The 23,794-nt window shown below is 60.4% G+C and carries 16 protein-coding genes and 1 pseudogene; 10 read left to right on the top strand and 7 right to left on the bottom strand.

Features of this window, described 5'->3' with window-relative positions; genetic code table 11:
• Positions 1-108 precede the first annotated feature (108 nt).
• Entirely contained in the window at positions 109-2,298 is a 2,190-nt protein-coding gene (locus K315_RS0105830; protein ID WP_029576604.1) for an elongation factor G, read from the top strand.
• 57 nt (positions 2,299-2,355) lie between these two features.
• On the opposite strand, the gene K315_RS0105825 is transcribed toward K315_RS0105830, so the two are convergent.
• A complete protein-coding gene (locus K315_RS0105825; protein ID WP_029576603.1) occupies positions 2,356-2,715 on the bottom strand; it encodes a YccF domain-containing protein in 360 nt (119 codons plus the stop codon).
• Positions 2,716-3,584: 869 nt separating this feature from the next.
• Entirely contained in the window at positions 3,585-4,613 is a 1,029-nt protein-coding gene (locus tag K315_RS0105820; RefSeq protein ID WP_029576602.1) for an aldo/keto reductase, read from the bottom strand.
• A 143-nt stretch (positions 4,614-4,756) separates the two neighbouring features.
• Between K315_RS0105820 and K315_RS0105815 the strand changes: the two genes are divergently transcribed.
• Positions 4,757-6,127, top strand: a complete 1,371-nt coding sequence (locus tag K315_RS0105815; protein ID WP_029576601.1) for a glycerate kinase — start codon at positions 4,757-4,759, stop codon at positions 6,125-6,127.
• Positions 6,128-6,405: 278 nt separating this feature from the next.
• Here K315_RS0105815 and K315_RS0105810 read toward each other — a convergent pair whose 3' ends face one another.
• Both K315_RS0105810 and K315_RS0105805 read right to left on the bottom strand, forming a co-directional pair.
• Positions 6,406-7,029, bottom strand: coding sequence for an SMI1/KNR4 family protein (locus K315_RS0105810; protein WP_029576600.1), 624 nt, complete (start codon positions 7,027-7,029; stop codon positions 6,406-6,408).
• Positions 7,016-7,816, bottom strand: a complete 801-nt coding sequence (locus K315_RS0105805) for an SMI1/KNR4 family protein (RefSeq protein WP_155804621.1) — start codon at positions 7,814-7,816, stop codon at positions 7,016-7,018. Before K315_RS0105805 ends, K315_RS0105810 begins: the two co-directional genes overlap by 14 nt.
• 1,983 nt (positions 7,817-9,799) lie before the next feature.
• Between K315_RS0105805 and K315_RS0105795 the strand changes: the two genes are divergently transcribed.
• Complete coding sequence (locus K315_RS0105795) at positions 9,800-10,999, top strand: trans-sulfuration enzyme family protein (protein ID WP_029576597.1); 1,200 nt, start codon at positions 9,800-9,802, stop codon at positions 10,997-10,999.
• Between the two features lie 1,314 nt (positions 11,000-12,313).
• On the opposite strand, the gene metK is transcribed toward K315_RS0105795, so the two are convergent.
• From metK to K315_RS0105775, 3 genes are all read right to left on the bottom strand, one after another.
• Positions 12,314-13,501 (bottom strand): methionine adenosyltransferase, encoded by a 1,188-nt coding sequence (gene metK / locus K315_RS0105785; RefSeq protein ID WP_029576596.1) that lies wholly within the window; start codon positions 13,499-13,501, stop codon positions 12,314-12,316.
• Positions 13,502-13,674: 173 nt separating this feature from the next.
• On the bottom strand, positions 13,675-14,427 hold the full coding sequence (locus tag K315_RS0105780) for a class I SAM-dependent methyltransferase (protein WP_029576595.1): 753 nt from the start codon (positions 14,425-14,427) through the stop codon (positions 13,675-13,677).
• Between the two features lie 210 nt (positions 14,428-14,637).
• Positions 14,638-16,077, bottom strand: coding sequence for an O-acetylhomoserine aminocarboxypropyltransferase/cysteine synthase family protein (locus tag K315_RS0105775; RefSeq protein ID WP_029576594.1), 1,440 nt, complete (start codon positions 16,075-16,077; stop codon positions 14,638-14,640).
• Between the two features lie 341 nt (positions 16,078-16,418).
• On the opposite strand from K315_RS0105775, the gene K315_RS0105770 reads away from it, so the two are divergent.
• The 7 genes and pseudogenes from K315_RS0105770 to tnpB all read left to right on the top strand — a co-directional run bounded on the left by K315_RS0105770 (position 16,419) and on the right by tnpB (position 23,467).
• A complete protein-coding gene (locus tag K315_RS0105770; RefSeq protein WP_029576593.1) occupies positions 16,419-17,468 on the top strand; it encodes an ABC transporter substrate-binding protein in 1,050 nt (349 codons plus the stop codon).
• A 107-nt stretch (positions 17,469-17,575) separates the two neighbouring features.
• A complete protein-coding gene (locus tag K315_RS0105765; RefSeq protein WP_152571493.1) occupies positions 17,576-18,679 on the top strand; it encodes an ABC transporter permease in 1,104 nt (367 codons plus the stop codon).
• Positions 18,676-19,578, top strand: coding sequence for an ABC transporter ATP-binding protein (locus tag K315_RS0105760; protein ID WP_052316558.1), 903 nt, complete (start codon positions 18,676-18,678; stop codon positions 19,576-19,578). The genes K315_RS0105765 and K315_RS0105760 overlap by 4 nt, the downstream gene beginning before the upstream one ends.
• Position 19,579: 1 nt before the next feature.
• The gene (locus K315_RS0105755; RefSeq protein WP_029576590.1) at positions 19,580-20,923 is read left to right on the top strand and encodes a M20/M25/M40 family metallo-hydrolase; all 1,344 of its coding nucleotides are present in this window, start codon (positions 19,580-19,582) and stop codon (positions 20,921-20,923) included.
• A gap of 96 nt (positions 20,924-21,019) precedes the next feature.
• On the top strand, positions 21,020-21,451 hold the full coding sequence (locus tag K315_RS10430) for a hypothetical protein (protein ID WP_152571492.1): 432 nt from the start codon (positions 21,020-21,022) through the stop codon (positions 21,449-21,451).
• Between the two features lie 141 nt (positions 21,452-21,592).
• Positions 21,593-22,183 carry an IS607 family transposase gene (locus K315_RS0105745; protein WP_029576588.1) on the top strand — a complete coding sequence of 197 codons (591 nt, stop codon included), beginning with the start codon at positions 21,593-21,595 and terminating at the stop codon, positions 22,181-22,183.
• Positions 22,170-23,467 (top strand): annotated as a pseudogene (tnpB, locus tag K315_RS09540) (IS607 family element RNA-guided endonuclease TnpB). Before K315_RS0105745 ends, tnpB begins: the two are co-directional and overlap by 14 nt.
• Positions 23,468-23,794: the final 327 nt, after the last annotated feature.

Raw genomic sequence — 23,794 nt, 5'->3', positions numbered from 1 at the left:
AGACAGGAGTCGGGGGCGGCGGGTACACCGGCAGCGATGACGCCGTGGCGTCCTACCATGGGGAAGTCGGGCGTCGCCCGGCGCTTTCCACCGACCGACAGGAGCATGATGAAGCAGATCGTCGCGGGCGTGCTCGCCCACGTGGATGCGGGCAAGACCACACTTTCCGAGGCGATGTTGTACGTGTCCGGCGAAGTGCGTCGGCTTGGCCGCGTCGATCATGGCGACGCGTTCCTCGATACCGACGCGTTGGAAAAACGACGTGGCATCACCATCTATTCCAAAGACGCGATCATCGACTATCCGGGTATGCGCTTGACCCTGCTCGACACGCCCGGGCACGTGGATTTTGCCGCCGATATGGAACGCACACTGGGTGTGCTCGATGTCGCTCTGCTCGTCATCTCAGCCGTCGATGGCGTGCAAGGTCATACCGAGACTCTGTGGCGATTGCTGGAGCGCTATCATGTGCCGACCTTCATCGTCATCAATAAAATCGACGCGCTCGCTCCCGGCATTTCGCGCGATGACGTGCTCGCCGGCATCCGCAAGCGATTTGGCGAGGTGTGCGTGGATACCGGATTGCCGCAGAATTCTGCCGATATCGCTGAGAATGCGGATACCCCGGTCACTGCGGACACCCCCGTACCTTCGGATGCTTCAGTTACCGCAGACGCCCATGCAGCCACGGGCGCATCGACTGGCATGATTGTCGGCGGCTCGTCCGCCCACGCCCAGATTTCCGCCGGTTCCCGAATGGAACACGATGAAGATGTCGCCGCGCTCGACGAATCCGCGCTCGACGAATATTGCGACACCGGCCGCATCAGTCCTGGAACCATCAGCCGGATGATCGCGCAACGCAAGCTCGTCCCATGCCTGTGGACGTCGGCGCTGCAATTGCAAGGCATCCGCTATCTGCTGGATGCGCTTGCCGCGTACGCTCCTGAGCCGCGCTATGACGGATACGGCGACAACTCTTCCGACAACACTTCCGTCAATCATGGCAAAGATAACGCCGATAACAGTAGTGATCGCAGCAATGACAAGGATTTCGGCGCCCGCGTGTTCCGCATTTCGCATGACGCCCAGCACAACCGGCTCACTTGGCTGAAAGTGACCGGCGGCGAATTGCCTGTGAAAAGCGAGATTGAACCGTACGGAAAAATCGACCAGATCAGGCGATATTCAGGCGCGAAATACGATATCCTGCAATCCGCCCCCGCCGGAACAGTATGTGCGGTGACCGGTCTGGAAGGCACGGTGCCAGGTCAGGGGCTCGGCATGCAGACGGACGCCTCGCATCCGCTGCTTGAACCTGTGCTCACCTACACGGTTACGGCCACCGATGGCACGGATACGCACAAGCTGTTGGGTGCGCTGCGTGAACTCGAGGACGAGGAACCGCTGTTGCACGTGCGGTGGATCGAGCGTCTTGAGGAGATTCACATCCAGCTCATGGGCGCTGTCCAGCTGGAAATCGTGCAGGAACTGCTGCGCACGCGCTTCGGCATCGAAGTCGCGTTCGATCGCGGGGGCATCGTATACCACGAGACCATAGACACGCCGGTCGAAGGGGTGGGTCATTTCGAACCGTTGCGGCACTACGCGGAAGTCCACCTGCTGCTGGAGCCGCTCGAGCGTGGCCGCGGACTCCAATTCGCCAGCGATTGCAGTTTGGATGTGCTCGACCGCAACTGGCAGCGCCTGATCATGACGCATATGCGCGAACGCGAGCATCTGGGCGTGCTTATCGGCGCGCCAATCACCGATATGCAGATTACGTTGCTGACCGGTCGGGCGCATGACAAGCACACGGAAGGCGGGGATTTCCGCCAGGCGACGTATCGCGCAATCCGCGAAGGGCTCATGCAGGCGCGTCAGGGCGGGCATTGCCATGTGCTTGAACCGTGGTACCGCTTCCGTCTGGAGCTGCCCGCCGATCAGGTGGGGCATGCGATGGCTGATATCCAGCGGATGAGTGGTACGTTCGACCCGCCTGACAATGACGGCACGACGGCGGTGCTGGAGGGCGAGGCGCCCGTCGAAGGCATGCGTGATTACGCGATGGATGTCAACGCGTACACGCACGGACGCGGGTCGCTGACCTGCGTGTCGGCGGGCTACCGACCATGCCACGACGAGGACGCGGTCATCGCTGCAGCCGAGTATGATCCCGAAGCCGATCTGGAAAACACTCCGGATTCGGTATTCTGCGCGCATGGTGCCGGGTATCCGGTCAAATGGTACAAAGTGACGGAGTTCATGCATCTGCCGTTCGCGTGGCAGCAGGCGTAGCAGGGTGGTTATTGCGGCCGGCGGAACTGCGGGATGATGAGAACGTGTGTCTCGTGGTCACATGACTTGCGCGCCGAACGGCCACAACGCGAGCTTCGCCATCTTGAATGACTGGATGCCGAACGGCACGCCGATGACGGTGATGCAGTTGAGTACGCCTGCGATCACGTAGCCGATTGCCATCCAGATGCCGACCAACACCACCCAGATGATGTTGGCGAGCAGTGAGCCGACGCCACCGCCATACACCACGGACTTGCCGAACGGGGTGAGTGTCAGGCCAGCCATTTTGAACGCTTGGATGCCGAGCGGGATGCCGACGATGGTGATGCACAGCACGATGCCGATGATCGCCCATGCCACAGCCAGTTCGAGACCGCCGAGAATCAGCCACAGGATATTGCCCAACGTATTCATGCGCCCATTATGCATGCGGTGGGTGACATGGGGGCATTGGCGTTGGCATTGGTACCGGCGTTGGTGTAGCGGTGCCGCTTGACGGTGATGACGTAGGGACATTCATGGGGTGTTGGCCTTGTTGTCCGGTCTACAGCGTGCCTTTCTCGGATGCGGGAATCCGGTCTCGATGGCCCGGGCGGGCGTATGGTCCGGCTGCGTATGCTTGGGCATGCGCAACTCGGCGGAACCGTATTGGCGGCCGCGTGCCCAGGTGGGATGCGACGCGTCGTGTATGCCATGGCATGCGTGGGCGGGGCAAACGCCACGGAAGACGGCGGTGTCCGGTGGTATCCGTCAGGTTGTGCATGCCCGCGCATACGAACCCGGGTGTATCGTCCTGTACGGCGGGGCTCCGGGCGGTATCGGTCGGGTTCCGTATGTCCGGGCATGCACAACCCGGTGTTGCATGGCAGGCGGGTGTGTCGCGCTGGCCTGACGTCCCGGTGGGCCGGGATTGATGCGCGAACCGATTGACCTCCCCGCGACGCCTCCACTCCTGTACTCCCGCAAGAACCCAGTCACATCGGAAGCACCATGATTTTCCTATGTGTCATGTCGCTGGATGGCAATGCCGGTGCTCGCATGGCAAGCTGAGTATTCCCTGTATGTATCTCAGGGTATTCACAGGGAAACGTATTGTGAACCCAAGGTGACATCCGTATGCTGATTCAGGTCAGCGGAAGTTGGCGAGATTCTCTTGTGAATCCCATAATTCAATCCCTTCTCTCTTCTTTTCTCTCCTTCTTCGGGGCCCGGTTTCCGCCGGGCCCCTTCTCTTTTGCGAAAGCCGGCGTTGAGTGCAGTGTTGATTGTCGCGGTGCGGATACTTACCGTCCGGTGTTTGCGATCCGGTCGATGGCGGTAAGCTCGTCATTGGTGAAATCGGCCGACTGCAGTGCGCCGATGCTGTCAAGCAGCTGCTCGGGTCGGGACGCGCCCACGAGCACACTGGTCACTTCGCTCTTGCGCAGCAGCCAGGCGAGCGCCATATCCGCGAGACTCTGCCCGCGCGCAGCGGCAATCGTATTCAACGCGACAATCGCGTCATGCGTGCGTGCCACGTCGGCTTCGGTGAGGAACCGGCCGTCCCTGGCCACGCGCGAATCCGTTGGAATCCCGTCCAGATACCGGTCGGTGAGCAGTCCCTGGTCGAGCGGGCTGTAGGTGATCAGCCCCTTGCCCAGCCGGCTGACGGCATCGAGCAGGCCGTTATGTTCCACGGTCCGGTCAAGGATGTTGTAGCGGTTCTGCGCGATGATGAACGGCACATGCAGTTCGTCAAGGATCGCCTTGGCCGCTTCGAGCCGCTGCCCGTCATAGTTCGACAGGCCCACGTACAGTGCTTTGCCGCTTGTGACCGCCTGCGCGAGCGCGCCCATGGTTTCCTCGAGCGGTGTGTCCGGGTCGGGGCAGTGGTGGTAGAAGATGTCGACGTAGTCAAGGCCGAGTCGCGTCAGACTCTGATCGAGGCTGGCGAGCAGGTATTTGCGGCTGCCGTGGTCGCCGTATGGGCCGGGCCACATGTCGAATCCGGCTTTGGTGCTGATGACCAGCTCGTCGCGGTGTGCGCCGAAATAATCGTGCAAAATCCTGCCGGCGTTGCGTTCGGCGCTGCCGGGTTCCGGCCCGTAGTTGTTGGCGAGGTCGAAATGCGTGATGCCGTGGTCGAATGCGGTGAAGCACAGCTGTTTCATCGTGTCGTATGACGAGAAATCGCCGAAATTATGCCAAAAGCCGAGGCTGATGGCGGGCAGTTTCAGACCGCTGCGGCCACTTCGCCGGTAGGGCATGGTCTCGTATCGGTCGGGGGATGGCGTGTATGTGCTGATACCGGTGGTGTTGGTTGATGATGGCATCGTTACCTCCTGCGTGCTGAGTTCGTGCACTGGGTTCGTGCGTGGTGTGCGGCGTGCGGTGGGTGGGTGGCTGGCGTTCGGTTGCGAATGCCTGACCGTGCCGTGTCGTGCCGCTGGTTGCGTCCTCATCATAGGCTGGAGCCGTGAAGTTTCTCATTGCGATGGATTCGTTCAAGGGCTCGCTTGATGCCGTGGCGGCGTGTCGCGCGGTCGTGCGCGGGGTGGAGGCGGCTTGCCCGACGGCGTGTTGCGATATCGCGCCGATGGCTGATGGGGGAGAAGGCACGCTGGATGTGCTGCTGGCTTCGGTAGGCGGACGACGTCGCAGTGCGATGGTCCGCGATCCGCTGATGCGGCTGGTCCGCGCGGAGTACGGGCTGTTGGACGCAAGGGATGTCTTGGATGCCCGGGATGTCGGGGATATGCAGGGTATCGAAGATGTGCTGCATACCGATGGTGTACGAAACACAGGGAACGCGAATCGCGTAGCAACAGCCGAGCCCGGGCGTGTCGCCGTGGTAGAGATGGCGCGTGCCAGCGGCCTGCAATACGTGGATGAGCATACGCGCGACCCGCTGCATGCCAGCACGTTCGGCACTGGCGAGCTGATCAGACACGCGCTCGATGACGGGGCGCGCACGATTATCGTTACGCTCGGCGGCAGCGCGACCAACGATGGCGGCGCCGGCATCGCCCAGGCGCTTGGCGCCCGATTACTGGATACGAACGGGCGGGAACTGGAACCGGGAGGTGCGGCGCTCGCGCGACTCGACCATATCGACACCGCCCGCATGGACCCGCGACTCGCGCATACGGTGATCCGCATCGCCACCGATGTCACCAATCCGCTGACCGGGCCGACCGGCGCATCCGCAGTATTCGGCCCGCAGAAGGGCGCGACCCTGACGATGGTCCGGCAACTCGATGACGCGCTCGGGCGGTTCGCACAGGTCATCGAACGCGATCTGGGACGTTCTGTCGCCGCGGTTCCTGGAGCCGGTGCCGGTGGCGGAACCGGAGCAGGACTGCTCGCCTTCACGAACGCGACCATCGAACCCGGCATCCAGCTCGTCGCGACGGCATCGCGGCTTGCGGACCGTGCACGGACGGCGGACGTGTGCATCACTGGCGAAGGGCGGATTGACGGGCAGACCGCCTACGGCAAAACCCCGGCCGGTGTCGCCCACATCGTCAAGCAAGCCAATCCGCGCATCGTGGTCGTGGCGCTCGCCGGAGCGGTCGCCCGCGGTGTCGCCGCAGTGCCGCAGACGGTTGCCGGGAGCCGGGGTGCGGATGGGTGTGCCGATGGCTCAGCCGCTCGGACTATTCCTCGGGATGATGCCGATGATTCGGCATCCGCGGATCTCTACGCGTGCGGCATCGACGCGGTGTTCCCGATTATCCGCGAACCGCAATCCCTTGCGGACGCGTGCCGCGAGACCGCCGACAACCTCTCTGCCACTGCCGCAAACGTCACACGGCTGTTCGCCGCTGCGGCGGGCGCAGACAGGTGAGAGCTCGCCGCGGGCTCCTTCGCAGACGGGGCGCCGTTGTGCGAGGACTGACTCACACGGTGACGGTTCCGTTGGTCGGAATCAGCCGATTGAGTTGATCAGGCACCCGCTGTGTGAGGATTGCCTCACACAACGGGCGGTACGGCGGCTGAAATCGGCTTCTGAGACGAGTCTGACCGTGGGTTTGTGAGGATTGACTCACACAACAGCGCTGTCCCAATAATGTTCTGAATCTACGTGAGTACCTGTATCGTCGTGCAACACCGCAACTCACGTCATCAAGCGAAAACCAGAGTGCCGTTGTCGCTGACGGTATACGTACCGTCGTCAAGCCGTTCGATTTCCTTGTGGATGAAATCGGATACTGTGAGATTGCCGCGATTGACGTATTGATATTCACAAGTCAGTGCCATTGAATCCTTGACTTCGGGATTATGACAATCAATGACTACTTGTGGCAAATCGGTGTTATATACAGTGAATGTAACATCCCAGAGGCACATCGCGCTAGTTCCGCCGTTGAAATCGGCGATATCTGTTGCATGCATAACGTTTGCCGGGAAAGGGGCACTGTTTTCGAACGAATCCCAGAGCGCGCACATCCGCTCAGTGAGTTGGAATGCAACGGACAGTGGCGGGAATCCCGATTCGGCAAAAATACCATACGAGCCATCGCATTGGTGATCGGGATTCCCGGGGCAGTAGGGGAGGGTGCCTTCGCCGTCATGCCACATCCACACGGCAAGCGCGTCCTCGGTGAGCGTGACGTCATACCCGGCGGCGATCCGCTGGGCATCCTCACGGGTGAGCCCTGGGCGGAGCCGGCGAACCGCGGCGCCGCCTTTTTCGGCGACCTTGGCCTCATACTCGCGCAATGCCTCGGTGACCTCATTGAACGCCATGACCGTCTCCCTCCTGAGCATCGTCAGCATTTCTGTCCGCTGCCTTATGGCTATGCTGTAACTTGTCTTGTTGCGCGGCTGCGGCAAAGCTCAACATCTCTTGGAGCGTGATACCTTTGCCGGACTGGTCGCCGGAATACACGGGATCTTTAATCGGCTTGCCGCCGTTGCGTTTGACACGTTCATGGTAAATGCTCATCTGCCGTGTACGATCGACCCTGATTTGCCCATCGGGGTAGATACGCCACAGGCCGGATTCGATGCATTGCTCGCACATGCTGATGAAATCAGGCAATGTCCAATATTCCCCGCGATACAGCGCATAGGCACCGTTCGCTCCGCCTCCGGGGTAGATGACGCATTGGCGCTTGATCGGCCAATCCACTATGGCGAGACGCGCCCCAAGAGAGTAATAGGCAATCGGTATCGCGTCACGTACGTGGTGTTGTATGCCGGCCTCATCGTCTCCGGGCAGGCTCAGCGGTGTTTCGCGGTCGGGACATTCTTGTTCCAGCATGGTGAGTGTGGATTCGAGGCTGGGGAAGGAATACCAGGCGACGATGCCGGGCTGGCCGGTCCACCCGTTGTCCTCCCATGGGCCTGCGGTATCGCCGTCATGCCACATCCACAACGCGCGCGCATCCTGCGGCAATACCGCGTTATGCTGCCGGCACAGGTCGTCGATCCGCTGCCTGTCCAACCCCGGACGCAGCCTGCGTACCACATCAGCGCCATGCGAGGCGAGGAAATCCTCATACCCGCGCAACGCATCCAACGATTCACTCATCGACATCACACACACCTCCCCGCGCGCCTGGCGCCGATACCGCCATCACATGTTTAAACTGTGTCCACGCCCCCAGTGTCCGGGCGGAACCATTGTGCCGCATCATCGCCTCCGATCCGCAACCGCGCGCCGCGACGCCGAACACTCCCGACCCCGACCCCGGCCCCGACCCGGGGCCATGCCGTGCCGGCCGCTCCCACGCGACCTTCTCTCGTCGCCTACGGCATACCGACCACCTGGAACGCGCACGGGGCGCACAGGGTGTTCCCGGGATGACGCAAGGCTGGTTCCAGTCTACGCCCGGGACACCGTCATACCGGCAGCGACACGCACCGAAACCAACAATCCACGCAAACGGCATGCCGACGGCCACGTCCGGTGCGCGGGGACCGGATCCGATTCCCGCATCCGATTCCCGGACCGGTCCATTCGGCCGGCCGCCGCCGCGCGTACCCGCGAACCGAGCCCAACCAGGCAAGGCGGAATATCATGGTTCGTTGATGATGACCGGCCGGTCGCACAGCAGGGCACACACTGATTCCAGTGTTCCCCTCGTACCGAATCCGATTTCGGCGCCCGATTCGCGAACCGATCCATGGAAACAAGCAATCCGGCAGACGGACACAATCCGCACCCATCCGGAAACGGCGGAATCCCAATGCTTTCGGAATCCGGTCAATCAGGAACGCAGCCGATTGCGCAGCCATGCACGGATCGAATCCGATTTCGATGTCCAATCTCCGAATCAGTCCACGGAAACAGGCGGTCCGACAGGCGACCGCAATCCGCACTCATCCTAAAACGGCGGAATCCCGCGGCCCCCGGACCAAGACCAGCCAGCCGCCGAACCGGCCACGGCCCCGAAGTCGGACCAAATCCAATCTTGGCCCCCGATTCCGGGTTCAGTCCACGGGAGCCGCCCCTGCCGCAAACCGCCACCGCCCGCAGCCAGCCAGAAACAGCGGAATCCCGCGGTTCGTTGATCATCGCCGACCAACCGCGCAGCCGGGCACTCATGGATTCCAGTGTTCCCCTCGACCCGAAGCCGATTTCGGTGTCCGATCCCCGAACCAGTTCACGGAAACAGGCCGTCCGGCAGCGGTAGCAATCCGCATCAATCCGATAACGGCCGAATCCCGCGGTCCCCGAAACCGGTACAAGTCATCGCATCGCCAGTCACCAACATCCCACGCGGACCCAATCCAATCTCGAGGTCCAATCTCCGAACCAGTCCACGACGGTGGTCCTTGCGGCAGACAATAACAACCCGTATTCATCCGGAAACGGCGGAATCCCGCGGTCCCCGAAACCAAGACAAGCCATCGTACCGGCAATCAAGACACCCTGCACGGACCAAATCCAATCCCGGTCCATGATTCCCGGTTCAGTCCATTGATAGGCCGGCACGGCTGTGGTCACAATCCAAAATCACACAGGAGCCGCGGAATACCAAGGCTTCCGCGATACGGCACATCGAAAAGACCATCGATTCCACCACCACCCGCAGACTGTATCGGATTTCGGCGTTCAATTCCCGAATCAGTCACGGCCATAAGCGGTGTCACATGCAAATCCAATCCTCATTCCCGGGAAACCATGGTATCGTGCGATTCCTTGCTGCGCACGGCTTGAACCCCAGGCTGTTCATTGACACGTTGATCCCCACTCATCGCCCTTCACCCGCCCCACTCGCCTCCCGCGTGTCGCGCTCGCCGGACCCCATCCGCCTAAGAGCAAAACCCCAATCGCTGCAACGGTTGTTAGCCGCATATAAGTATCCCGTATGCCTTGCAGTTTGTATCTGCGAGCCTTGCGCGATTAGGTTCGTAACCAACGCGAGGCCGAAAGGTCCCGCCGCCGGCAACACGGCAAGCAATCAACAACCAAACCAAACAATCAACCAAACCAAACAATCAACACAGCCAAACCAACCATCCGCCCGGCTTGCCCGCGGCGCTTGCGACACTACCTAGGGGGTGCACTATGACGAGGTTCAACACTCAGCTGGTCCACGGACTGCCGGTGAACGATAACACGACCGGGGCCGTGAATCCGCCTATCTACAACTCATCCACGTATGCTTTCGAATCGGTCGAGTCCATGCCCCGCTGGGATTACGCGCGCAGCGGCAACCCGACGCGTGACTTCCTCGAGCGCCAGATCGCGCAGCTCGAACACGGCACTCGCGGCTTCGCGTTCGCTTCCGGGCTCGCCGCCATCCACGCGGTCCTTTCGATCTTCAAGCCGGGCGACCGGATCGTCGTCGGCAGCAACGTCTACGGCGGCACCTACTCGCAGTTCAACGAGCATTTCACCCGCTGGGGCCTGGTCAGCCAGCCCGTGGATACCAATGATTACGAGGCGCTCGAAGCGGCGATCAGCGGTGTCGGCGTCGCCGGCGACGAGGATGGTGCCAGCGAACCCGCCAAGGCCGTCTATTTCGAGACCCTGACCAACCCGCTGTTGCAGGTCAACGATGTCGCTGCGATTGCGCGGATTGCCCACAAGTACGGTGCCATCGTGATTGTGGACAACACCTTCGTGACCCCGTATCTGCAGCAGCCGCTGGATTTGGGCGCAGACATCGTCCTGCATTCGGCGACCAAATACTTGGCCGGGCATTCGGATGTCATCGCCGGTCTCGCCGTCGTGCGCGACGACAAGCTGGGCGAGCGTGTCTATTATGCGCAGAACCGGCTGGGAGGCATCCTTCCGCCGGCTGAATCCGACTCCGTGCGTCGCGGTATCCAGACGCTCGGCCTGCGCATCGAACGTCAGCAGAGCAACGCCGTCGCCATCGCGAACTGGCTGCTGGACAACCCGCTCGTCGCGACCGTCCACTATCCGGGCGTCGCAGGTGGCCGCCAGCCCGGCGACACCGAGAAGGGGCTCAAGGGCTTTGGCGGCGTGCTCAGCCTCGAAGTCGTCAAAGGCATCGACCCGGCGGAAATCCTCAACAACCTGCACCTGTTCCGGCTCGCCGTCAGCCTCGCCGAACTGCCGTGTCGCATGACGCATTTCGAACTGCCGCGCGAGGAACGCCTCAAAGTCGGCATCACCGACGAGCTCATCCGCCTGTCCATCGGCATCGAAGACGTGAACGACCTCATCGAGGACCTCGACCAGGCGTTCGCGGTCGCGGCGAAGGCGGTGCAGCCGGAGCTCGCGGAGACGGTGCGGTAGGCGGGACGGCATAGGGAAACGCCCAGAATCAGCCGGACATCAGATTGGCCTGGTGACGCATGGTGCAATACCATCTGTCGCCGGGCCGATTGCTGTTCTGTCGGTTGGGTTGCCTCCGTCGAAAAACTTGTGATTTCGTGAACGGAATCCGGCATCATGGTGCAACTCGTGCGGTATTGCCTGCGCTGAAGCCCCAACGGTTTCTGAAAGACAGGCAATCGCACGCATCGTATTGCACGTTGCCGAATCGGACTTTCGCGCTTGATTTCCGATTCAGTTCGAGCAAACAGTCAACGCAGCGGATACGCAATGCTCGTCCAAGACCAGGAACGGCGGAATCCATCGGTTCCAGAAACCGGGAGAGTTGCCTTTCAACTCATCGCTGGTACTAGGCGCGGACCAAATCCAATCCCGTGCTTTAATCTTCGATTTGGTGCATAACAGGAGCATCCGCGGAAAACGGAATAATCCTGCGTGTGTGTGAAAATGGCCGATTGCCAAGGCATACGGAATTCGGGGCGCTTGGTCGCACGTCGGTTCCAGTGTAATCCATTGGGCTGAATGCGATTCCGTAGCCCAATCTTCGATTTGGTGCATAACAGGAGCATCCGCGGCAGATGATATACACCTGCATCTGTATGAAAATGGCGGAGTACCAAGGTTTCCATGATTCCAGCTACCGGGTGTGCAGCCAATTCCGCCGCCGCCTATTGGACTGGATCCGATTCTGGTGTCCAATTTCCGGTTCGGTCCGCGTGACAGACGACAACAGTGTCCGGGCGCACGCATGATATGCCGTACATCGGCGGAATTCCAAGCATCCACGATAAGCCGGGCGAGGTGTTGCATACCGTGTTGTGGACTGAATCGGATTTCGTCATCCAATTCTCGATTCAGACCCATCAACAGAGCTGGCAACAGCGTGGAAGGACATATCCGTGTTGACCGGAATGCTACGGAATACCACGGCATGCTTCTGCTTGCTTGGACAGGCAGATGGCGCAGCACACGCTCTTGGCCTGCATCCGATATCGACCATCGATGTACGGTTTGGGTCAAGGGCAACGACCTAAAAAGACCTGCGCGCCACGCCCAGGTCATAGAATCGGTCAATCGTCCCAGAATACCGGTCACCTCAGCTAACAAAGCAATGCTCCCGGAACGGTCGGACCCCAAGTATCCAATCATTCCGGGAACATCATCATGCAGCTATAGCAACCCGCGCCGTGTCATGCACACATTCACTACTACAGTGGCCCTGACCTCTGCAGCGGATGTGCGCATGACACGGCGCTTGCTATCACCTACTCCTGCCTACTGTGCCAGCGCGGCATCCCGCAACGCATCCGCCTTGTCGGTGCGTTCCCAGGTGAATTCCTCGCCAGTCCGACCGAAATGCCCGTATGCTGCGGTTTTACGGTAGATTGGCCGGCGCAGGTTCAGCTCGTCGATGATGGCGAGCTGACGCAAATCGAACACCTGCTCCACAGCCTTCTGGATCGCTTCGCGCGCAACCGTCTCGGTTCCGTAAGTTTCCACGTTGATGTTGACCGGAGCGGCGACATTGCGGAAGTATCCGAGCGAAACCTGCACGCGCCGCGCAAGTCCTGCGGCCACGATGGTCTTGGCCACCCAGCGTGCCGCATATGCCGCGGAACGGTCGGGTTTGCGCGGGTCCTTGCCGGAGAACGCGCCGCCGCCGTGAGCGGCGAACCCGCCGTACGTGTCCACGATGATTTTGCGCCCGGTCAGTCCCGAATCGGCTTTCGGCCCACCGGTGTGGAAGGGTGAGGCGTTGATGACGACATCGATGTCATCCGCCGCGATATTCGGGAAGGTCTTGAGCACGGGGTCGAGTACCTGTTCGCGCACTTGACGGCGCACCTCTTCAACGGAGATCTCGGGCGAATGCTGGGTGGAGATGAGTACGTGCCGGAAGGCGACAGGTCGCAGATCGTCGGTGTATTCCACGGTGACGAGCACTTTGCCGTCCGGACGCAGCTGCGGAATGACGCCGTTCTTGCGCACCCACGCGAGCCGTTCGGCGATACGGTTGGACGCGTAGGCGGGCAGTGGCATGAGCGCGTCCGTATCATCGTTCGCGTATCCAATCATGATGCCTTGGTCGCCGCCGAAGGTGTTGTATGCGGTTTCCTTGTCGGTGATTTTGTCGGTATCGCCGTAGTCGCCTTGTGGATTGTCGAACACGCGTGGCCGGATGTTGTTGATGATGCCGCAACCATCCGGGTCGATGCCGGATTCCGCTGTGGTATATCCGATGTCGTGCAGTGCCTGGCGCACGATAGCCACATGGTCGAGCACGCGCGGGACGCTCACTTCGCCTTCGACGACGACGAGCCCGTCTTTTGCGGTGGTTTCGACGGCGACACGGGAATCCGGGTCCAGCGTGAGATATGCATCGAGGATGGAATCGGAGATGATGTCGCAGACCTTGTCCGGGTGGCCTTCGGTCACCGCTTCCGAGGAGAAGAATCGTGCCATGGGTGGGTTCCTTTCATTGGGATTGACTGTGGGACTTCATGGTCTCAGGGTGTCGATTCATGGATAGTGATGTTGAGTGGATGATGGGTGGATTTGTCGTGTGCTTGTCGTGTGTGCTGCCACGTCAAAGCAGGAATATTGCTCAGTTCCGATTGAGTGTCGTTGCGCCCGGCTCATGCCTCGGCGATAATAGCGACATAGTTGCCGCTCTGATAACCGGGTACCGGATCATGTGGTTCATCATTGTGGTACGGCAGGTTCTCCAGCAATGTCTGCCAGTGGGAGATGCGGGAGAATCCAGCCGCGCGCAGAGCCTTGTCATACCAGGGGATTTCATGCCAGTATGGCTTGTAGATATGCGTGTCCACATTGAAGAATGCTGTGCCCTCCAGCAACGGCTTGACGAGCGAATCGTCCAATCCTGCGGCCTGACGCAGACGCAGCACGATGCCGAGCGCTGATTCCGCTGGCACATCGGTAAGCACAATCCGCCCATTCGGCGCGAGTGCTTCGCGATTGCGCCGGAATGCGGGGATGATCTCATCATCTGGGATGAATCCGAATGATGAGCCGTTGTACACGATGGTGTCGTACGGCGCTTGACTGTAATCGAATTCCTGTGCGGTCGTGGCGACGATGTCGAGGCCCTTCGCGCGTGCCTGCGCCCCGAGCGCAGGTGATGGTTCAATAGCTTGTCTGACGCGAATGCCATAGCGTTCGGCGAGCAGGGTTTCGAAGATCCCGCTGCCCACGCCGATGGACAGGATGGACCCAGGGTCAGCGTCCTCGCCGTCGGGCGTGGTGGTCAGGGCTTTGTGCAGTAGTCGCAGCCGGGATTCGTAGATGTTGGGGCGCAGTCGTTGCGTGTCGTCGAGGACGGTGTCATAGCCGGCGTACAGGTCTTCCTGTGGTTCGGTTGTACTCATGGTTCTCTCTCCTTGTTGTTGATGGATTATTGGGTGGTTGACATGTTGGTTGAATGTGTACTGATGTATTGGTGAATGAGCAGATCATTGAATTTGAAAGATGAGCTGTTGACTCACAATCGCGTATTGGCAGGTAAGAAGACTCCCGCCGGCGGGACAGTACGAAATTCGCAGACCTTCCCGCCGGCCGACCCAAGCCCTGTCGAGACGTCACGCCTGCCCATACGCCGCCTGGAATCCACGTTCCAGGTCGGCGATGAGATCTCGGGAGTCCTCCAATCCGATGGACAGGCGGATTGTGGTTGGTTCCACACCGATGGCGCGCTGTTGATCCGCGTTGAACTCGCGGTGGGTGGTTCGCGCAGGATCGACAATCAACGACTTGGAATCCCCGATATTTGTCAGATACGTGAACACCTGCGTCGCGTCAATAAACGCGTTCGCCTGTTCGACACCGCCTTCGAGCGTGAAGGCGAGCACTGTGCCGACGCCGCGCGGATAATCACGTTCCGCGAGCGCATGGTCGGGTGAGTCCGGCAAACCGGCGTAATCTACGCGCGTGACGTGCGGATGCGCATCAAGGAAACGTGCGACGGTGAGGGTGTTTGACACCGCCCGGTCGAGCCTGACATCAAGCGTTTCCAAGCTTTGCAAGGTCAGATAGCTTTCGAACGGGCCGGGCTCGGCACCGAGCAGCCGCAGGTATTTCAGCCGTAGCCGTTGGATGAACGCCTTGCGTCCGTAGGCGTCCACGAAGCTTCGGCGCTGCCCGTGCGCTTCATCGCTGATGTTATGCACGAAGGAGTTGAACTGCGGGTAGCGTGGTTTCACGCCTCCCTGGGTGGAGCGTTCCTCGTCATCGACATGGTTGTCCGGCCCGTAGTCGAGTTTCCCTGCATCCACCACCGCGCCGCCTACGGCATTGCCATGCCCATTGATTGCTTTCGTGGTGGAATAGACGACGATATCCGCGCCATGCTCGATTGGTCTGAACAGGTATGGCGTGGGCAGGGTGTTGTCCACGACGACGGCGACACCGTGCCGGTGAGCGACGCGGGCGACCAGATCGAGATCGGTAATCCGCGTGGTCGGGTTCGACACGCTTTCCAGGAAGACAAGGCGGGTGTCGGGACCGATTGCCGCTTCAAGCTGCTGTTCGTCATCGACTGTATCCACATAATCCACTCCTACGCCGAGCGCGGGGAGCAGATTGTTGATGAAATCGAAGGTGCCGCCGTACAGGTCGCGGGTTGAGACGATTCGTCCACCGTGGTCGGCGAGATTGAGGATCGTGGAACTGATGGCCGCCATACCGGAGGAGAAGGCTACGGCGGCGATCCCGCCGTCCAGCGAGGCAAGACGCCCCTCAAGGACTTCCGGTGTGGGGTTGCCCACCCTGGAGTACAGGTGCGCGCCTGGTTCCAAACCGTTGGCCGCACGCGATCCGCGGGCTGCATTGTGCAGGTCGTATCCCGCGGTCGCGTAGATTGGCACTGAACTGGAGTCCAGATGCCGAGGGGCGTCATAGCCGGCATGCAGCTGCCGGGTGGCGAATCCTTCATCTCCTTCACTCTCTTCGCGTCCTTCACCGCCTGCGACGCCGTCGCCTGCCAAAGCGGGATTATCGGTGATTTCATTGATGTTTCCCATACGGTCTCCTTAAATTTGGTCTCCTTGCCGATCGGATGCTTTGCCCGGTCGGTTGCGCTTGATGCTGCGAGCTGATCTGTCGCAGAGTTGTCCTCAACGGTATGCGCCAAATCGGCAGACACGCATATTACGGGTTCAACACGTTTGTTGTGCGATTCCATAACCCGGCTCTATAACGGGGTGTCTGCGCGCGGACGGCAACGCTTTTTGAACTTCCTATAAGCATCTTGTATGCCGTCATCCTTGCTTTCGCACACGGCGTGCGATTAGGTTCGAGGCTAATGCGGAACGGCCACACCATCACAGCCGAATCTGCCGCAGCGGAGAATCAAGGAGAACATATGTTGAACATCCACGGACGCGTCGTCAAAGGCGCGGCGATCCTATGCACGTTGATCGCCGTATTCGCCTTTGACGCATGCAGTGTCAAGACGTCCGGGTCGTCGTCGGCAAGCGGCGACTCGAAAGCTACCAGCACTACGTACAAGTACGGGACCATCGAGTTCCCGAAGTCGAGCTCGTTGTGCAGCTCGCCGATCGCCATCGCCTTGGAACTCGGGTATTTCAAGGCCGAAGGCATCAACGCGAAATTGGTGACCGCCGATGCGGAAACCCGCAAGGTCGGCCTGAACTCCGGGCGCTTCCCGGTCACGAACGGCGATTTCCAGTTCTTCCCATCGATTGAGGAAGGCGTGTCCGCCAGTGTGGTGGGCGCGCTGCATAAGGGCTGCATCGAGATCGCCGTGAAGAAGGGGTCCAGCATCAAGACCGCGAAGGATTTGAAAGGCAAGAAAATCGGTGTCGACGAAATCGGCGGCACCCCGTACATGGCAGCGAATATGTGGCTCGGCCAGGCGGGTCTCAACGTCGACAAGAACAACAGTGATGTGACCTATCTGCCATATGACGATTCGAGCTTGGAATTCCAAGCCTTGCAGAACGGAGATATCGATGCCGCGGCATTGTGGGACCCGCTGCCTACCGTTGAGGAGCAGAAGGGCACGGTCGACATCATCTTCGACCTCGGCTCCGACCCGACCTTCGCCAAGCACTTCTGCTGCTTCCTGTACGGCTCGAACAAGATCATCAAGGAGAAGCCCGAGGAGATGGCTGCCATCCTGCGCGCGTTGAATAAGGCCCGCAACTATATCGCGGCGCATCCGCAGCAGGCGGCGAAAATCATTGCCGAGAAGAAATACTCCTCGATTACCGATGTCACGCTCGCCACCAAGCTGTTCAAGGACTACGACTACAAGGTCCAGGATAACGAGGATGCGGCGATCAAGAGCGATGTGCAGTATTTCACTGATCAGCTCAAGAACATCGGCTTCCTCAAGACCAACGACACCACCAAGCTGGCGGACACAATCTACCAGAAGATCGACCTGTAAACCCAGGCGCAGGCCGGCCCCCGTAAGGAGGTCGGCCGCGTCGCCGGTCCCGGAAGCTCCCAGGACAAACCGGTTCGCATGCTCAATCATGCAAGGAAAGAAGACCCATGAGTAGTTTGATAACAGACCTGACTGTGCCACCGGCAGTACGGGCGACCCGACTGACGGCACGCGAGGCTGCGGATGCACACGGCACGCGGCGTCAATCCGCGGAAAATCCACGCATTGCCACCATGCCGTATCCGATGACCATCGTGTTCACCGTCGCAGGTTTCATCATCGCCGAGTTGGTGAGTCTGTTCTTCCCCCAAATCGCCCACGTGAGCTTCCCACAAGGGCAGTTGTGGATTTTCCTGCTCACCGGGCAGGAGGCATATCGAGCGCTGCTGGTCATTCTGGCTGTTGTCTATGCGATTGCCGGCATCGTTGACCTGCATGCGGCTGACAAACGCGAGTACTATCGCAGCCGGGCCCCGTTCCGTTTCGCAATGGGCGTGGCGCTCGCCTTGTGGGATATCGCGGGCACCAAATTGCAGACGCTGCCACAGCCGTTCTTCCCGGGTCCCGCGAAGGTGATGGAGGCATTCGTCACCGATGGCGGGTATATCGTGCTCAACACCTTGTATTCGACACGTCTGTTCATCGCCGGATTCATTGTCGGCGTGGTGCTCGGCGTGGTTACCGGCGTGCTGATCGGCTGGTTCGACAAGGCGTATTATTGGGTGTTTCCGGTGTTGAAAATCACCGGTGTCATCCCGTCGGTCGCATGGATGCCGTTCGCGCTGACCCTGATGCCGACTCCTTTCGCCGCAGCCGTGTTCCTGCTGGTCATCGCCTCGTGGTTCCCTGTTGCGTTCCTGACCGCACAAGGCATCAAGGGAACGCCGAAAATGCTGGTTGAAGCCGCCCGCACGCTCGGCGCATCCACTCCGTACATCCTGTTCCATGTGGCCATTCCAAATGCGACGCCGAGCATTTTCACCGGTATCGGCATGGCGAACAGTCTGTCGTTCTTGACCTTGGTGATTTCCGAGATGATGGGACAGCCCGGTGGCTTGGGCTACTACATCGACCAGGCAAAAGCATGGTCCTCCTACTACAAGATTCTCGCGGCGATTGTGGTGATGGCAATCCTGTTCTCTCTGATCATGAAGATCATCGAAGTGGTTCGCGGCCGTATGCTGCGTTGGCAGAAAGGACTCGTACGATGAGCGACACTGAACTTGACCATCTCACCGTAGCAAGTGGCAGGCAGACATTGGCGGATGTGCCCGCAGGCGTGAATCCTGAGCTGTTCATTGAGCATGTGTCCCGTGAATTCACGGCTCCTGACGGAAGTGTCGTTCATGCACTGTCGGATGTCAGCCTGTCCATCTATCCGGGCGAGCTTGTGTCGATTATCGGGCCGTCCGGGTGTGGAAAGACCACGCTGCTTCGCCTTATCGCAGTGCTTGACCATCCGCAGAGCGGAACCTTGAACCTTGCTGGTGAACCTATCGAGGGGCCGAATCCCAAGCGGGGCTATGTGTTCCAGCAGGGAAGCCTGTTTCCGTGGCTGACCGTGGAAGAGAATATTGCGTTCGGCCTGAAAGCACAGGGCATTTATAAGGAGCATAAGGCCGATGTTGCCCGGTATATCGAGATGGTCGGTTTGCATGGTTTCGAGCAGGCGTATCCGCATCAGATTTCCGGCGGCATGGCCCAACGTGTGGCGATCGCTCGTGCGCTGATTGACCATCCCGATGTGCTGTTACTCGATGAGCCGATGGGTGCATTGGATTCGTTCACCCGCGCGGATTTGCAGGACCGGCTGCTCGATATCTGGGAGCAGTACCACATGACGATGATTTTGGTGACGCATGACGTGGACGAGGCGATTTATCTTGGCAGCCGCGTGGTAATCATGACACCTCGACCGGGGCGGATCAAGGAAATCGTGCCAATCAATCTTGATGCGCGAGATCGTGTGTCCGACGAATTCGCCGCCTACCGCAAGCAATTGCTGACGAAACTTCATTTCGATGCGCGTGAGGAGCACGCGGGGGATGCCTTTGTTGGGGACGCGCAGGAACTGTTGCCAAACGAGACACCAGTGGACAAGGAGGATTAATATGGCCGAGGACGCGACAGACATTCAAACACAACAGGAGGCAGTGGAATTCACCTCGCGGCTGATTCAGTTCGACACGCAGAACGCAGGCGACAACCGGGCGCGCGAAACTGAAGCCGCGCAATGGGTCGCGGCCCGGCTTGCAGAAGTGGGCATCCGTTCCACGCTGGTGGACAGTGCCCCCGGACGCACGAATCTCATTGTGGATATTCCGGGAGAAAACCCTGATCTGCCGGTCCTGTTAATCCATGGGCATTTGGATACGGTGCCTGCGCGTCTCGAGGACTGGAGCGTCGATCCACTCGGGGGAGACATTCACCCGGATGCCGATGGAGTCGAATGCGTCTGGGGGCGCGGCGCCATCGATATGAAGGATATGGTCGGCATGTCGTTGGCTGCGTTGCGCGCGATTCTGCGTTCCGGAGGAAAGCCGCGCCGGTCGGTGCGTTTCATCCTGTTCGCCGATGAGGAGGCCGGAGGATTCAAAGGATCCGAATGGATTGCACAGCATCATCCCGAATGGTTTGACCATGTCGGTGCCATCATCAGCGAGACCGGCGGATTTGGTGGATACGTGGATGGGCGCCGCGTCTACTACGTGCAGGCAGGTGAGAAAGGCACGCAATGGTTCCGGCTCAACGCGCAAGGAACCCAATCGCACGGTTCGCAGATTAACAGGGACAATGCGGTGGTAAAGATCGCAAAAGCCGTCGCCCGGATCGCCGACTACTCGTGGCCTGCTGATGCCGGGCAAGTCGGGCAATTGCTGGTGAATCGTCTGCAAGATATCGTCCGTCAAGAGGAAGGACAACAGGCGAAATACGACACGGCAGCACTCATCGACCGGACCGGTCCGGCCAAGCCGTGGGTCGCTTCCTCGGTGCGCAACACGTTCAACGTCACATCAATTGATGCAGACAGCACAGTCAATATCGTCCCGGCGAAGGCGAGCGCACTGATTGACGGCAGGGCGTTGCCAGGGCAGGAGGACACGCTGCTGGAACGCTTGCATGAACTCGCAGGTCCTGAGGTAAGTGTGGAGAAGATTCATCGCAGTCGCGGCTACATCACGGATGTGCATGGCGAGCTGTTCACGGCGATTGAGCGTACGCTGAGCCAAGTCGATCCGGATGCCGTGGTCGTGCCGTTCCTGTCGTCGGGCGGTACGGACAGCAAGGCGGTGTTGAAGGTCAATCCGGATATCGAAGTGTGCGGGTTCATCCCGTTGCGGGTGCCGCAGGGGTTTGATGTCATCGGGAATTTCCATGGTGTGGACGAGCATGTGCCGGTTGATGCGCCCAAGTTCGGGCAGGACGTGCTGCAGCGGTTCATTGCCACGTTCTAGCCGGCTTGTGTGCGCACATGCGTGGTGTCGATGGCATGCGCGGGTGCGCGTGTTGTCATGAGAATGAAAGGGATTGAATAGGGAATGGAAAAGGATATGGGAACAGTATCGGGAATGCGACAGCGGGCGATGTCGGAGAAGCCGCGTGCAGTCGGGCTCGGATGGGCGGCGCGGGTGCTCGCGTCGGCGGTGTGCGTGATGGCGTTGACAGCTGCGGCAGGCTGTGGCGCTGCGGATAGCGCGGTCATCGTGGGCAGGAATGCGGGTGGTTCGACGAGCCAGTCGACCACGAAGAATGCGCATGGCTCGGGCGATACCACCGATTCTGCGGATTCTTCGGATTCCGATGATGCGGCTGATACTTCGGGCAACTCGATGGACGATATGACGATGGACAGCAACGCAGACAGCGGCAATGGCAACGACCAAGGGACTTCCGCCGGCACGTCGTCTGATACTTCTGCTTCCCCATCCCCATCATCCTCGTCATCATCGATGGATATGGACGGTGATTGCTGCCACCACTGAACAGGGGAGGTGCAAGCACCTAGTCCAATCCCGAACCCCGCATCCAACACTACGGATTGATACGCCGTGCCGGATGTGGGGTGTTCATCTGTTGGCATATGAGTAGTATATTCTTGCTTATCATATGTTATCATTGTTGACATGCAGGTTCGTGAATGGGCGGAACGGGAGCACCTCAACCCGTATACCGTGTGGAAGTGGTGCCGGGAAGGCAGGATGCCCGTCCCGGTGGAACACACGCCCACGGGCATGTGGCTCATCCACGACCCCAATTACGAGACCACGCCCAGCCCGATGGCCGCAGGGCGCACCGTATGTTACGCGCGCGTCTCATCGAGCGACCAGAAGGCCGACCTGCAACGTCAGGCCGACCGGCTCAAGGCGTTCGCCGTCAACCTTGGCGTCAAGGACGTGCAAGTGGTCACCGAGATCGGGTCCGGCACGGACGACAGGCGGCGCAAGCTCAACCGCCTGCTCAAGGACCCGACCGTCACCACGCTCATCGTGGAACACCGTGACCGGCTCGCCCGCATGAACGCGGGACTCGTCGAAAGCGCGTTGGAAGCATCCGGGCGCAGGCTTGTCATCGTGGACGACACCGAACTCGACGGCGATCTGGTCCGTGACATGACCGAGGTGCTGACCTCGTTCTGCGCCCGCCTGTACGGGCGCCGCTCCGCCAAGCATCGCGCGGAACAAGCGTTGGAGGCGATACGCGATGACCGCGTATGAGGCCGTCAAGGTCAGGCTCGACCCCACGCCCCGGCAGGAGAGGATGCTCGCAAGCCATGCGGGGGCCGCCCGGTTCGCGTACAACCTCATGCTCTCCCGTATTTGCCGGCAACTGTCCCTCGGCGAACGGCCGGACTGGACGATGTACGCCATGCGCCGCTGGTGGAACGAATGGAAGGACGAGATCGCCCCATGGTGGCGGGAGAACAGCAAGGAGGCGTACAACAGCGCCTTCGAATGGCTCTCCCAGCGTTGAGGAACTGGTCGGACAGCCGCAAGGGCCGGCGCAGCGGGCGTCGGGTGGGCTGGCCGAAATACAAGTCGAAGAGGACGAGCATCCCGCGGTTCGCGTACACGACCGGGAGCTTCGGGCTCATCGACGGCGACCCGAAAGCCCTGCGCCTGCCGCGCATCGGGCGCGTCCACTGCATGGAGGACACCGCAAAGCTCGTACACGGCAGGCGTATCGTGCGCATGACCGTCAGCCGCCGGGCCGGCGCATGGTACGCGGCGCTCACCGTCGAACAGCAGCCCGGCGCCCATCCCGCGAGGAAAGCGCGCCGCCGCGACTACCCGGTGGGCGTGGATCTGGGCGTCAAGACACTCGCCACCCTGTCCGACGGCACCGTGCTCCCCAACCCGCACGGGTATGTCCGCGCGCGGCACAGGCTCCGCCACGCCCAGCAGACGCTGAGCCGCCGCGACAAGGACACGAACCACGGGCGCGGGTCGAACCGGCGGTACAAAGCATTGGACCGCGTGCGACGCATCCACGCGCGTATCGCCGCGCAACGCGCCGACCGTATCGGCAAACTCACCGCATGGCTCGCGGCTGCCTACCCCGACATCAGCATCGAGGACCTCAACGTGCGGGGCATGACCCGCAACCACAGGCTCGCCAAGCATGTCCTCGACGCGGGTTTCGCCGAATTCCGCCGCCAACTCGAATACAAGACCGCACGCGCCGGCACGAGACTGCATGTCATCGACCGGTGGTATCCAAGCAGCAAGACATGCCACCGCTGCGGGACAGTGAAAGCCAAACTGTCCCTAGGCGAACGCGTCTACCATTGCGACGGGTGCGGCCTGACCATGGACCGCGACCTGAACGCGGCCATCAATATCATGGTCGCCGGGAGTGCCCCGGAGACTTTAAACGCGCGTGGAGGGGACGTAAGACGACCCGGCTCGTCCGAGGCGACGCAGACCCCTGTGAAACGCGAACCAAGCGGGCATGAGAGTGCCGTGAGACTTGGAGCTGCCCCGGGCGACCGGGGCATGTAAGCACGGGTTAACGATAACCAACATGCTTACAACGGTTTCGTATATGTCAAACCGGGTGAGTGCGGGACGTGGGGTTTGTGTGTCGCGAACGGGTGTGTGCTGAGGAGGAGAGGTGCATCATCGCCGATGGCGGATTCGGCCAATCTGTCTGCCGGACGGGTCAAGTGGTCAAGTCTGTCGTTGTGTGAGTGAATCCTCGCATCGTGCTCCTCATGCCATCTGTCCCCACGTACCAAAGGCAGAACACCGAACCCTACCTGCCGTAGCTACTGCTGTCGCAGGCATGGCCACTGCCATCACACCAACAACGCGGGGGTGCCGCCGAGT

It is taken from the genome of Bifidobacterium thermacidophilum subsp. thermacidophilum DSM 15837, from assembly GCF_000426425.1.
GTDB lineage: Bacteria > Actinomycetota > Actinomycetes > Actinomycetales > Bifidobacteriaceae > Bifidobacterium > Bifidobacterium thermacidophilum.
Note: the sequence above shows the minus strand (reverse complement) of the source record. Positions and strands in the feature narration are given on the sequence as shown.

What these genes read in the sequence shown, in the direction of transcription:
- K315_RS0105825 (WP_029576603.1), bottom strand. Translation starts at nt 2,715, where the DNA reads ATGAATACGTTGGGCAATATCCTGTGGCTGATTCTCGGCGGTCTCGAA.
- K315_RS0105805 (WP_155804621.1), bottom strand. Translation starts at nt 7,816, where the DNA reads ATGAGTGAATCGTTGGATGCGTTGCGCGGGTATGAGGATTTCCTCGCC.
- K315_RS0105780 (WP_029576595.1), bottom strand. Translation starts at nt 14,427, where the DNA reads ATGAGTACAACCGAACCACAGGAAGACCTGTACGCCGGCTATGACACC.
- K315_RS0105755 (WP_029576590.1), top strand. Translation starts at nt 19,580, where the DNA reads ATGGCCGAGGACGCGACAGACATTCAAACACAACAGGAGGCAGTGGAA.
- K315_RS10430 (WP_152571492.1), top strand. Translation starts at nt 21,020, where the DNA reads ATGGGAACAGTATCGGGAATGCGACAGCGGGCGATGTCGGAGAAGCCG.
- K315_RS0105795 (WP_029576597.1), top strand. Translation starts at nt 9,800, where the DNA reads ATGACGAGGTTCAACACTCAGCTGGTCCACGGACTGCCGGTGAACGAT.
- K315_RS0105770 (WP_029576593.1), top strand. Translation starts at nt 16,419, where the DNA reads ATGTTGAACATCCACGGACGCGTCGTCAAAGGCGCGGCGATCCTATGC.
- K315_RS0105810 (WP_029576600.1), bottom strand. Translation starts at nt 7,029, where the DNA reads ATGGCGTTCAATGAGGTCACCGAGGCATTGCGCGAGTATGAGGCCAAG.
- K315_RS0105820 (WP_029576602.1), bottom strand. Translation starts at nt 4,613, where the DNA reads ATGCCATCATCAACCAACACCACCGGTATCAGCACATACACGCCATCC.
- K315_RS0105775 (WP_029576594.1), bottom strand. Translation starts at nt 16,077, where the DNA reads ATGGGAAACATCAATGAAATCACCGATAATCCCGCTTTGGCAGGCGAC.
- K315_RS0105745 (WP_029576588.1), top strand. Translation starts at nt 21,593, where the DNA reads ATGCAGGTTCGTGAATGGGCGGAACGGGAGCACCTCAACCCGTATACC.
- metK (WP_029576596.1), bottom strand. Translation starts at nt 13,501, where the DNA reads ATGGCACGATTCTTCTCCTCGGAAGCGGTGACCGAAGGCCACCCGGAC.
- K315_RS0105830 (WP_029576604.1), top strand. Translation starts at nt 109, where the DNA reads ATGAAGCAGATCGTCGCGGGCGTGCTCGCCCACGTGGATGCGGGCAAG.
- K315_RS0105765 (WP_152571493.1), top strand. Translation starts at nt 17,576, where the DNA reads ATGAGTAGTTTGATAACAGACCTGACTGTGCCACCGGCAGTACGGGCG.
- K315_RS0105760 (WP_052316558.1), top strand. Translation starts at nt 18,676, where the DNA reads ATGAGCGACACTGAACTTGACCATCTCACCGTAGCAAGTGGCAGGCAG.